The organism is Bartonella queenslandensis, from assembly GCF_018155095.1.
GTDB classification, from domain to species: Bacteria; Pseudomonadota; Alphaproteobacteria; order Rhizobiales; family Rhizobiaceae; genus Bartonella; species Bartonella queenslandensis_B.
Map to the genome: position 1 here is coordinate 65,539 of NZ_NAAI01000004.1, position 12,928 is coordinate 78,466.

The following is a 12,928-nucleotide window of genomic DNA, read 5'->3' on the forward strand; positions in this document are numbered from 1 at the left end:
ATGCGTACACCTGGTTGGTTGACTACCCTTTATTGTTTTATCTTATTAAGCAGCATTTACATTGCTTTACCCAATTTATTTTCACACGAACAGGTTAAAAATTCAAGCTTCTTACCTAACACGCGTGTAGCGCTTGGTCTTGATCTTCAAGGAGGCTCTTCTCTCCTGCTTGAAGTTGATAGTAAAACGTTAAAACGCGATCAATTACACATCGTTTTAAACAATGTACGAAATACACTGCGTGAAAAACAAATCCGTACCTCAAGTGTTCGTATCGTTGAAGATAGCGTTGTTGCCCTTATTTCTGATGCATCAGAACTTGAAAAAGCAAGCGCTGCTTTAAATACATTAATAACGCCCATACACAGTAGCTTTGGGACGACAGAACATAACATCACAATTAGTGCTCAAAATGAAACACTCCGCGTCACATTAACGCAAGCAGGTATTAAAGATCGTATAAGCAATGCTATTGAACAAAGCTTAGAAATCATCCGTCGCCGTATCGATCAAGTTGGTGTTTCAGAACCCGCCATCCAAAAGGTCGGAAATGATCGTATTATGGTCCAATTGCCTGGCTTACAAGATCCCAAACAACTGCGCAATCTTTTAGGAACAACTGCTAAGATGAGTTTTCATCTTGTTCCTTCTAATGTGGATCCCAATAATCCCCCTATAGGTGTTTCTATTCTTCCTGGATATACGGATGAAACACAACATTATGCAATTTATGATCAAATTGCTTTAGATGGAAATGTCCTGAAAGATGCCCGTGCAGGTTTTGACCCGCAAATGCCAGGACGTTCTATTATTTCATTTACGCTAGATGCTGCTGGGGCAAAAATATTTGCCGATATCACACGACAAAATATTAACCGTCCTTTTGCCATTGTTCTGGATAATAAAGTTTTAACCGCTCCTACCATCAATAGTGTCATTCCCAATGGACAAGGTCAAATTACAGGAAATTTTGACCCCAAAGAAGCCTCAACTCTGGCTGCTCTGCTCCGTGCTGGTTCCCTTCCCGCACCACTCACTGTCATTGAAGAGAGAACGGTAGGTCCAAATCTTGGAGCTGATGCCATCCAAATGGGACTTTACACCGGCATAATTGGCTTTATTCTTGTTGCAATTTTTATTTTTCTTCTCTACCGCATTTGGGGGCTCATTGCCAATATAGCACTTGCTCTCCACACAATCTTAACATTTGCTGCCCTCAGTCTCCTCGGTGCTACACTGACCTTGCCTGGTATTGCTGGTATTATCTTAGGCATCGGTATTGCTGTTGATGCCAATATTCTCATCAACGAACGTATCCGTGAAGAAAGTCGAAAAGGTGTGAGTGCTTTTGCGGCTCTAGATCGTGGATTTAAACAGGCTTTTGCAACTATTGTTGATGCAAATGTTACGGCCATTATAGCCACTATTTTACTATTTTGGTTTGGTACCGGTCCTGTTCGTGGTTTCGCTGTAACAATGTTGCTTGGTATTATCATCTCCATGTTCACAAATATCACCATTGTCCGTATCATTATGATTTGGATTGTTCGTAAATGGAAAATTAAGAAATTACATATTCACTCTGCTTTTAACATTATTCCACAAAACACGACTTTTCACTTTATGAAAGCGCGCTTCATTGGTATTAGCGTCTCAATCGTTTTATCAATTGCTTCAGTTGTTCTCTTTTTTAAGCCTGGCTTGAATTTCGGCATTGATTTCATTGGCGGTAGCCAAATGAGTATTACCACGAAAAGGCCAGCAGACCTAGCAACTCTGCGTTCCAAGCTTTCCACTCTTAATATTGGTGAAGTTACCCTGCAAAATATTGATAACGAAAACACTGTACTCATTCGCATGCAGAAACAAAGTGGGAGCGAAGCACAACAAACTATCGCCATTGATAAGGTCAAAACAGCTGTACAAAATATCTATCCTGATACGACATTTGATCAAATAGAAGTTGTTGGTCCCAAAATTTCAGGCGAGCTTGCTACCGCTGCGTTTACAGCTGTTATTCTTGCGGCTATTGCCATGTCTCTCTATATATGGTTACGCTTTGAATGGTTCTTTGCCATTGGAGCGATTGTCACGCTCATTCTAGATACCACAAAAATGATTGGCTTTTTTGCTTTATTTCAATTTGATTTTAATTTAACCGCCATCGCTGCACTCTTAACAATTGTTGGATATTCTATAAATGATAAAGTTGTTGTCTATGATAGGATGCGCGAAAATATGCGTCTTTATAAAAAAATGCCGTTGCGCGAACTGATTGATTTGTCAATTAATCAGGTTCTTGTCCGTTGTTTTTTTACATCAGCCACAACAATTCTTGCCATGCTCCCCATGGCGATATGGGGTGGAAGTGCTGTTCATAATTTTGCATTGCCTATGGTCTTTGGGATTATTATTGCGACATCATCCTCTATCTTTATCGCTGCGCCTATTTTACTCCTACTGGGAAACTGGTGGCGTGAACGAAATAATCGTGCAAATACTAAAGTAAAGTGAAATGAAAGTGCCCTTTAATGTATATGATATCTTTTCATAAAAATATTGTCATTTTCATTTCTTCACTCTTTGATTAAGAATAGTAAATAATCCATGCTCCATGACACTCCTCTAATTACAACGATTGTTGCCGGTTTATGTTTAGCATTTCTTTTAGGAATGATTGCTAGCCGTTTACGTATTTCACCCCTTGTAGGCTATTTGTTAGCTGGTGTTATTGTGGGACCCAATACAGGTGGATTTAAAATAGATTCCATTATTATCAATCAACTTGCTGAAATTGGTATTATTTTGCTCATGTTTGGGGTTGGGTTACACTTTTCGTTAAAAGACCTTTTATCTGTCAAAGCGATTGCTATCCCCGCTGCTATTGCCCAAATGGCATTTTCTACTTTTCTAGGCTTGTGCCTTGGTCTGATTATGGGATGGGGCTTCAGCGGGAGTTTGATCTTCGGTCTTGCTTTATCTATAGCAAGTACTGTTATCCTGCTCCGTGCTTTGCAAGAGCGCCATCTTATTGAAACAGAAAAAGGACGCATTGCCGTTGGATGGTTGATTATTGAGGATTTAGCAATGGTCCTTATACTTGTCCTCATACCTTCCTTGGCAAGTGCCCTCAGCAATACCAAAAAGGAAGCATTGGATCCTCTTGTTCAATGGTTGGATTTAAGTATTTGGGGTATTTTTGGTCTTACCATCCTGAAAGTAATTCTATTTATCGCACTGATGCTCATCATTGGACGACGCGTTATCCCGTGGCTTCTAAAAATGAGTGCACAATCGGGATCACGTGAATTATTCCGTCTTAGCGTCTTTGCTATCGCCTTAGGCGTAGCTTTCGGAGCCGCTCATTTATTTGGTGTTTCTCTTTCTCTTGGTGCTTTTTTTGCCGGTATGGTCATGAGCGAATCGGAATTAAGTCACCGTGCCGCTGAAGAATCTTTACCTCTGCGTGATGCCTTTTCTGTTCTCTTTTTTGTTTCTGTAGGCATGTTATTTGACCCAGAAAAACTCTTGACTCATTTTTTCCCTCTCTTAGCAACTATATTCATCATCGTAATTGGCAAATCTGCTGTTGCTTTTTTCATCGTTAAAGCTTTTCGCTATTCTAATGCAACAGCTTTGACGATTGCCGCAAGTCTTGCCCAAATTGGAGAATTTTCCTTTATCCTTGCCGGTTTAAGTCTAAGCTTAGGACTTTTAAACAATGACGCTCATGATTTAATTCTTGGAGGAGCAATTTTTTCTATTTTGCTTAATCCTCTTGTTTTCATTGCCTGTAATAAAATTAAAAAACGTCTAGAAAAATTTTCAACCTCTTCACAAAATACCCAAACAATTATTGATATCGATCCACAAGATCCAGACCAAGATTTTTTACCAATGACCTTAAAAAGCAACCATATCGTCATTATTGGCTATAGTGGTATCGGTAAGTGTGTTGCATTATCTTTAATAAATAGAGATAAACCTATCGTAATTGTAGAAGAATCAAAACGCCTCTCTGATAAAGCAATTTCAGATGGCTTTGAGGTTATTTGCGGCAATATCATTCAACAAGAAATAATGAACGCAGCCAATATAAATAATGCACATAAAGTTGTTATTACAATGCGAAGTACCATTGAAGTAGGAGAATGCATCGTGAATATACGTGATATGAAGAAGGATATCCAGATAATCACACATGCATTATCCGATACAGAAACATCTTATCTCATTGATTTAGGTGCTGATGTTGTAGTAACGGATGATGAAGAAATTGCCAATGGCATTATAGAGCATATAACAGAACAACGATCTGTAAAGAATATACTCAATGATGAAAATTTACAGAAAACATAAAATGGATAAAGACGCGTGAAAATAAAGCAATTTATATGGCCCTTAATTGGTATCTTAGCAATGCTGATATCTATTCGGATTCTTTATATAAAGCTCTCTGCCATTTCGTTCGGAGACGTATTGGAACGTTTGAGCGATTTAAATGCACAGCACTGGTTATTAGCCTGTTTATGTTCTCTCCTTGCTTATGCTGCTCTTGCTGGATATGATCGAATTGCCTTACAACATCTAGGTCATAAAATTTCTTGGATTTTTATCGCTATATGTTCATTTACAACTTATGCTCTTTCGCACAATATCGGCGCTTCCGTTTTTTCTGGTGCCGTTGTGCGTTATCGCGCTTATAGAATGAAAGGATTAAATGGAACAGAAATCGCAATACTGGTAGGTTTTTGCTCTTTTACTTTTGTAATTGGCACAATCTTACTGTTGGGAATCGTTTTGGTTTTGCAACCTGAACTTATCACTCTCATTCATGAAGGACTTCCTGAATGGCTAGGAATGACAGTTGGAGTAATTTTACTAAGCTGTATAGCACTTTACACATTTGGGAGCTGGCTTCAATTGAAACCCTTACGCTTGGGCAAGAAAATTCAGCTTTCCTATCCGCGGCTAAAAATTGTTATTCAACAGCTCCTCATTAGCCCCCTAGAGCTTTTAGGAGCAGCAGGAATTATATATGCTGTTCTCCCCTACAATGCAGATATTCATTTTATTTCTGTTCTTGGTGTTTTCCTAGCATCTTTTACGTTAACCCTTCTCTCCAATGCTCCAGCAGGAGGAGTAGGCGTTCTTGAAGCGCTCTTCATAACAGGTATGCCCGATGTAAATCCAACCGATGTTATCGCAGCACTTATTGTCTTTAGAATACTTTATTTGATCATACCACTTATCATTTCATTATTTGTGGTCGCCATTTTTGAAACGCAACAATATTGGAAAAGAGCCCCCAAAACACCACCTAAATAGATAAAAGGCTATCCGCTGCTTCTTTTTTTGTGTGCCTATAAATAATATAATCATTCAGTAACGAAGGTGCATATGTAAAATAATGCAATTATTATTTTTATTGATTTTTTTTACCTTCAAACTTGCAATGTTCCCTTTATAAGAAGCTTACCCTGAGAAAAACATAGAAATATTTGTCTATCTTCCTGAAAAAAGTCTCTCATAAACTTAAAAACAGCTATCCGTATAGAAAATAATCGTTTCTATAACATTCAACATATTGATTTATAAAGATAATTTATCATTATTCAACTTGAATGAGTACCTTAAACCCCATAAGATTCTCTCATTTCAAATTTCTCTATAATAAATCCAATAAAAACCATTCGCTTGTACGTTATAAGCGGGCAAAGCCGTATGGAATGAAACTGTGTAAGAAATGACTAAAAATGCCTTTTCTGAAGAGTCTCAAATACCAAGAGCTATCGGTATAACACCCACGAGCTGGCATAGTGTGTGGCGTGTTGGATTGCCCTACTCCTCAATTTCACTGAGCCTCTTATATCTTAAAAATTTTTACACAATCAATAAATTATTTAGTGTACAAAATAAATGGTGGGTGATGAGGGGATCGAACCCACGACCCGCTGATTAAGAGTCAGCTGCTCTACCGACTGAGCTAATCACCCATAAGCTTCCCAAGAGATGAGAATAAGCGTTTCTATAACGCCCCTAAGTTTAGATGTCTAGATATTTTGTTGTTTTTTAATAGCCTCATCGTCTGTAGAATTTAAAATATGATATTCACCACTTGATCTTATATAAAAATAGACCCATTATAAGAAGCTCTATAAATAAATATTCTGATTGTCATACATAATCTATAGTTGGAGGATTATCGAGCATAATGCCCGAGAAAAATTTAGAGGAACCTTCTTGTCGTTGTCAGCGGAATGGGGCATCGTTTTATTTTATCAATAATCATATGCGTTTAAGCAATATTTTTCTGTTTTTTTCTTTGAATGTAAGTTTTTTACATCCAAAGTTCATGATCTTATGCACGAATTAAAGCCCATGAATTTTTTTTGTCAATCGCGCGCTTTTAAGCTTTTAAAAGGTGAGACATGATAGAATGGATCACTGATCCCCATGCGTGGTTTGGTTTGATCACGTTGGTTTTTCTCGAAATTGTTTTAGGAATAGATAACCTTATCTTTATTGCAATCTTAGCTGAAAAATTGCCACTGCATTTGCGTGACCGTGCACGCTTGATAGGTCTTACATTAGCATTAATCATGCGGCTTTTCCTTCTTACAGTTATTGGGTGGGTTATGAGACTCGATACGGTCATTTTTTCACTTTCATCTTTTATCTTTAGTTGGCATAGTTTTATTTTAATTGGTGGTGGCGCCTTTTTGCTAGCAAAAGGCACATTAGAATTGCATGAAAGATTAGAAGGAGTATCGCATGAAAGAAAAACAGGCGCTGCTTATGCTGTTTTTTGGCAAGTGATTGTTCAAGTCGTGGTGCTGGATGCCGTTTTTTCACTTGATAGTATTATTACCGCAACAGGTATGATTGCAAAAGAGCAAGCAGCCGTTATGTATATCGCAGTTATTGCTGCCATGGGAGTGATGATGTGTGGCTCTGGCTCTCTCATGCGTTTTATTAATCGTCATCCCACTATTGTCATCCTTTGTCTTGGATTTTTGATGATGATTGGTTTTACGCTTATTGTTGAAGGGTTTGGGTTTCACATTCCAAAAGGGTATTTGTATGCAGCTATTGGTTTTTCTGTTCTCATCGAAGCTTTTAATCAAATTGGACGTCGTAACCGTGAAAAGATGATTACAACGAATGATCTGCGCAGTAGAACCGCTGATGCTGTTTTAAGACTTTTGGGAGGGGGAAGTAAAGATAGTCATCTTGCTGAAACCGTAGATGTTATTGCTGAACAAGCCGCAGCTTCTGAGTTGTTTAGACCAGAAGAAAAGGAAATGATTCGTGGTGTTCTTGATTTAGCTGATCGTCCCGTTCGCTCTATCATGTCACCTCGAAATGAGATTGAGTGGTTAGATTTAAATGCTGATGAAAATGAAATGCGCGAAGAATTACAAAAGGTTAAGCATAGCCGCTTAATTCTTGCGCGTGAAAAAGTGGATGAATTTGTTGGCGTTGCGTTGACAAAAGATCTTCTTTTGAATTTGGCTGAGGGAAAAAAGATTAATTGGAAAAAAGCAATGCGAGAACCCCTTGTTGTTCATGAAAACACAAGTGTTTTACGATTAATGGAGCAATTACGTCATTCTTCGATTCAGCTTGCAATCATTGTTGATGAACACGGATCTTTTGAAGGGATTGCAACACCAACCGATATTCTTGAAGCTATTGCAGGGGACTTTCCTGATGATGATGAAGAGCTCATGATTGCAGAACAACTTGAAAATGGCAGCCTTCTTGTCGAGGGATATGCTGACATCCGCCGTTTAAGTGGTTATCTTGGGCGTAATCTTGTTGATGAAGCAGATCGTTATACGACTCTAGCAGGCTTTATGCTTTGGCAGTTTGGTCATTTGCCAAATGAAGGAGAAAGTTTTGAAACGGATGGTTTACGCTTTAAAGTTATCGAAATGGAACGCAGAAACATATCTAAAATCCTTATTTCTCCACTTGTGTTACCAGAAAAAGTTAATTTTTCTGATACGTAAAGTGAATAAAGTATTCTCTTTATAGTTAGAAAGTGAAAAGAATAGGAAGTTAATAACTTAATTGTATTGTCATATTTTTGCATTTTTAAAGCATGAAATAATGAATATACAAAAATTAAGTTATCAACGAATTTTTAGGACAAAAAAATTTTCATTGATGATTGGAAAAGAACACGAAAAGAGAAAATGTACAAAATTATTTATCATTTTTTTATTCAAAGACTCCGTCACTTTCGCATCAAGAAAGCTTCTTTCAAACATCACAAGCCGCTTATTCAATTGCCATCACTGATGATGTTCACTTAACTGATGAAAACAGATTTGAGCTATACCTTAAGATTGTTTTGGAAGGAAATTTAGAGAGTATACTGCTCAATGAATTGGAAATGTATTATTCAGCATTTGTAATTTCATCAATAAATGATGAAAAAGGCTTTAGAGTTTTAATGGTTATCGATTTAGAGAAAAACTACGATGAAAATCGCTATAACCGATAGAATCACTAAAATGAGTACGTTTAAAAAACTCCAGATGATCTGAGCATTCAATTTTATTTCTTCAACTCTTTAAATGAAGATAACTTTCCTGATAAACTCTGGAAGAAATTGATGTCTTATTGATCTGGCAATGTAAAAATAACAGAGAAAACAGTCAAGAAATTGCGTCCCAAAAAATTGCGTCAATGTAAAATAGCAGGATGATTTGCTATCGGTTATGAGTAAGTAGATTACGAAGAGCTAAAAAAGAACGGTATTGAATTTGCTAACACCCCTTCTTATTGTATAGGTGAAGGTGAATGTCTCGCTAAATCACTCAGCTTTAAACTTTTCAAAGATATGAATACACGTCTAGGATAATCTGATATGATATCACTACACTCTCCTATTCCCAACAAAACATATGGAAATGACTCATTCAAAACGCCTCAAAAAGAGTAGACAAAAACTATTTTTGTGAACACAGCAAAGAAAAAATTCTCAGTGATTTTAATTACTTAGAAAAGCATTTAAGAGAAAATGCTCAGTTTCTAGGCATTCCTTGACGTTCTCCCCGTAGAACCACCAATAGCCGACTTCTCATTAAAGCTTAAAGAGACAATGCTAACTGCTTATCATCAAAATTGATCATTAACTCACATAATGCATATTTTTTACAAATCTCACATATCGATATAAGAAAAAATATTGTTTCCATAGGGATATCTTTTCTATATAAAAGGAAAAAAACTTGGTGGTTTCCTATGATTAATAATATTTACTGCGTTGGGCTCAATTATGTGGAACATGTTCATGAACTTGGCAACGTTGTTGAAGATGAACCCGTTATATTTAGTAAACCGAACAGTTCACTTGTAATAGGAAACCAAATTAATCTTCCTGATTTTTCCAAAGAAATCCATTTTGAAACTGAAATTGTGCTCAGAGTCTCAAAGGATACTTTTATGGTCAATGAGAGTGAAGCTAAAGAATGTTATGACGCTGTAGCAATAGGTCTTGATCTAACCGCGAGAGATTTGCAAACAAAATTAAAAGAAAAAAAGCTTCCTTGGCTTTTGTCTAAGGGATTTAAAGGAGCCGCATACGTCTCTGACTTCATAACCAAAGAAAAAATAAACGATCCAATAACTTTTGAAATGAAGTTGAATGGTGAAATGAGGCAAGTTGGCAATACAAAAAATATGATTTTTAGCTTTGAGAAAATAATATCATTTTTAAGTCATTACATTCAGCTAAGGCGTGGTGATATCATATATACAGGCACTCCACAGGGCGTAGGAAAACTCTCTAAATTTGACAAAATAGAATTATATCTTGAAGATCAATTAATCTCAGAGCTAAAAGTAAAATGAGACATCAAATACTGACCTTTTTCATTGTTTTAGTTATATCACTTTATTTTTTAGCCATATCCCCTACTCCAGACATGGCTCTTATCATCAATAATGCTATGAGGCTGGGAAAAGAAGGTATTTCCTAATGTTTTAGGATTGCGTACAGCAACATATACGCATGGAGCATTTTCCATATCGGATGTATCAGCACTCATTCTCAACAACAAAACGCTCTTTTTTTGGTAAAACTCATGGGAAGCTCCTATTCATTATCTATGGATATATGGGCTTTAAATTGATTAAATCTGGAATACACTTAAATTCAAAAGAAAAAATGTCGGTAAACAAAGCCTTTCACCAGCTATATGGATGTTTTTTTGACACCAATACTAAATCCAAAAGTATCAATATTTTACATAGAATCCTTTCCAAAATTCTGAGCTTCTGACGATAGTATAAAAAAAGGCTTTGAACTTGTAACGATACATTCCTTCAACATCCTTGCACAGTTTACTTTAATAACCATTTTTATATCATTCGCAAGCGCCACTTTAAAAAATAAAAGGATGCATTAATAGTATAACAGGAACAGTTTTATCGCTATTTTCTTTTTTCATTTTCTTTGGATAACTGAATGATTCTACTTTTTTATCATAGTCTTAAGAATTTGAGTGTAAGCAATATAAATTTATAGCAACCTTTTATCGAGTGTTATGAATATACAAATGAAATTCTTATTCACCACTTTAGAAGAAAGAAGCGAGAATATTCTTCTTTTCCTTTTTGAAAAAAAAGAACTCCTTTTCACTTAATAATAGCATCATAAAAACAAATTAAAGTGATTTTAGAAATCATTTAAATTTGCTATCATTAAAGTCTCTTCCCTACATTTAAGATGCCAACTCTTTAATACTACTTGAGAAAAAGTTAAAACTCTCTCTTATGAAGAACAATATACTGATTATAAATGATAAATTTTATAAAGTCATAAAAACGTCTCATAACTTTCTGAAATAAGTTTAAAAGGCACTCTATCAAAATCTCTTCATCAGCCATTTATTTGTTATCAAAATAACAAATAAACTCCCTCTTCAAATATCTGTCAGGTTATTTAAGAGAAAAACATTCTCTTTTTTCGAAACCATATTCTTTTGTTTATCCACACACCATCATAAAAAATGTTTTTTTCCTTTACACCTCATTTATATCATGCTTCGATACGAAATAATGCCTTTTTTAGTGTCATTTAATCTCAAAATAATTAAAGGGAACCCCTAAAAAATGAACGGTAAACAAAATTTAAAAGATGATCCTCAGAAGAAACTACAACGTGGCCTAGATAACCGTCACGTACAACTTATAGCCCTTGGTGGAGCTATTGGAACAGGACTCTTCATGGGATCAGGAAAAACAATTAGTGTAGCCGGCCCTTCCATTATACTTGTTTATGCTATTATTGGATGTGCTCTCTATTTTGTCATGCGTGCTATGGGAGAATTATTGCTTTCTAATTCACAATATCGATCTCTTATTGATTTTTCAACCGATATGCTAGGACCGGGAATCGCTTTTTTTGTTGGCTGGAACTATTGGTTAAGCTGGGTTGTGACTGGAGCTGCAGATATTATTGCTATCATTAACTATATGCATTTCTGGTGGCCAACACTTAATCCATGGATTGTTGTTTTTTCTTGCATTGGTTTCTTTTTAATCCTTAATCTCCTTGCCGTAAAGTTTTTCGGTGAACTTGAATTCTGGTTTGGTCTTATCAAAGTCGTAGCGATTTTAGCATTAGTTATTGTTGGATTTTATATGATCACTACAGGCTTTACCTCTCCAAATGGTACTGTCGCTTCTCTCAGTCACGTATGGAATGGTGGAGATATATTTCCCCGAGGAATTACAGGTTTTTTTGCCGGATTTCAAATTGCCATTTTTTCTTTTGTTGGGATAGAAATTGCTGGAACAACAGCTGCTGAAGTCAAAGAACCGAAAAAAGTTCTCCCTAAAGCAATTAATGCAATACCGGTGCGTATTGTCCTCTTTTACATCTTTTCTCTTGCTGTGATTATGTCAGTGACACCTTGGGATCAAATTGTTCCAGATAAAAGCCCCTTTGTCTCCATGTTTTGGCTTGCTGGCATTCCAATCGCTGCTGGTTTGGTTAATTTTGTTGTTCTCACTTCCGCAGCCTCTTCAGCAAACAGTGGTATTTTTTCCACCAGCCGTATGATATACGGTCTTGCAACACAAAAAGGCGCTCCTCCAATTTTAGGGAAGCTTTCCAGATACCATGTGCCAGCTAATGCTTTGTTTTTTTCCTGCCTATGTATTTTAGTAGGATATACGATTGCATCATCATCTCCAAGCATCATAAGTGCTTTTACAATTGTGACAAGTATTTCAGCTATTGCATTTTTATTCGTATGGTCCGTCATTTTGATTAGCTATATTGTGTATCGTCGCAATCACCCTCATCTACATGCTGAATCCGTCTACAAAATGCCGGGAGGTATCATTGTGTGCGGGATTGTGTTAGTATTCTTTGCTTTCATGCTCTATTTGTTGACGTTAGAACATGATACCCTAATAGCTTTAAAATACAGTATAGTCTGGTTTATCTTCTTAGGCATAATGTATTTTATGTTTATAAGAAAAAAAATTGCTCCAAAGAACAAATAAAATTTATACGAAATTTCTCAAAAAAGGGGTGACTAAAGTTACCCTTTTTCTCCTTAACCTCCTCCTTATACCTCAAAAAGAAGAGGATTCCTCCCAGCGCCGGTTTGTAAACAGTCTCACTTGTTCAGGGAGATGCTGCTAACCACTGATATGGTTCACCTACATAAGGCTCTATAGACAAACCCTGCCCTGAATATGCACTCCCACCGCTCATTCTAAAAATACCACGAGTGTAGATTTTATATGCCTTATCACTGCTCTACAACGGTGTTTGTACGACATAACAGGATAAGACACGAGCTATTCTGTAAAGAATTTTCTATAAAATTCACTTACATTGTTTACGAATAAAATATTTAGATTTTACCTAAAATACCCTCCTCCAAATTTTTTATGCAAC

8 protein-coding genes and 1 tRNA gene are annotated in these 12,928 nt (G+C 36.3%); 7 read left to right on the top strand and 2 right to left on the bottom strand.

All coding sequences use genetic code 11. The annotated features are described in order from the left end of the window. From secD to B5V81_RS03855, 3 genes are all read left to right on the top strand, one after another. A complete protein-coding gene (gene secD / locus B5V81_RS03845; protein ID WP_212112195.1) occupies positions 1 to 2,514 on the top strand; it encodes a protein translocase subunit SecD in 2,514 nt (837 codons plus the stop codon). A gap of 93 nt (positions 2,515 to 2,607) precedes the next feature. After that, positions 2,608 to 4,359: a cation:proton antiporter domain-containing protein gene (locus B5V81_RS03850; RefSeq protein WP_212112196.1), complete on the top strand. Its 1,752-nt coding sequence runs from the start codon at positions 2,608 to 2,610 to the stop codon at positions 4,357 to 4,359. Positions 4,360 to 4,374: 15 nt separating this feature from the next. Beyond that, a complete protein-coding gene (locus tag B5V81_RS03855; protein ID WP_212112197.1) occupies positions 4,375 to 5,328 on the top strand; it encodes a lysylphosphatidylglycerol synthase transmembrane domain-containing protein in 954 nt (317 codons plus the stop codon). 592 nt (positions 5,329 to 5,920) lie between these two features. On the opposite strand, the gene B5V81_RS03860 is transcribed toward B5V81_RS03855, so the two are convergent. After that, positions 5,921 to 5,996, bottom strand: a tRNA-Lys gene (locus tag B5V81_RS03860). A gap of 435 nt (positions 5,997 to 6,431) precedes the next feature. Here B5V81_RS03860 and B5V81_RS03865 point away from each other — a divergent pair. The 3 genes from B5V81_RS03865 to B5V81_RS03875 all read left to right on the top strand — a co-directional run bounded on the left by B5V81_RS03865 (position 6,432) and on the right by B5V81_RS03875 (position 9,864). Beyond that, positions 6,432 to 8,015, top strand: a complete 1,584-nt coding sequence (locus B5V81_RS03865; protein ID WP_212112198.1) for a TerC family protein — start codon at positions 6,432 to 6,434, stop codon at positions 8,013 to 8,015. 161 nt (positions 8,016 to 8,176) lie between these two features. After that, entirely contained in the window at positions 8,177 to 8,512 is a 336-nt protein-coding gene (locus B5V81_RS03870) for a hypothetical protein (RefSeq protein ID WP_212112199.1), read from the top strand. Between the two features lie 743 nt (positions 8,513 to 9,255). After that, a complete protein-coding gene (locus tag B5V81_RS03875) occupies positions 9,256 to 9,864 on the top strand; it encodes a fumarylacetoacetate hydrolase family protein (protein WP_212112200.1) in 609 nt (202 codons plus the stop codon). A 50-nt stretch (positions 9,865 to 9,914) separates the two neighbouring features. Here B5V81_RS03875 and B5V81_RS03880 read toward each other — a convergent pair whose 3' ends face one another. After that, entirely contained in the window at positions 9,915 to 10,073 is a 159-nt protein-coding gene (locus B5V81_RS03880; protein ID WP_212112201.1) for a hypothetical protein, read from the bottom strand. A gap of 1,054 nt (positions 10,074 to 11,127) precedes the next feature. Here B5V81_RS03880 and B5V81_RS03885 point away from each other — a divergent pair. Further along, a complete protein-coding gene (locus tag B5V81_RS03885; RefSeq protein ID WP_212112202.1) occupies positions 11,128 to 12,528 on the top strand; it encodes an amino acid permease in 1,401 nt (466 codons plus the stop codon). The last annotated feature ends 400 nt before the right edge of the window (positions 12,529 to 12,928 follow it).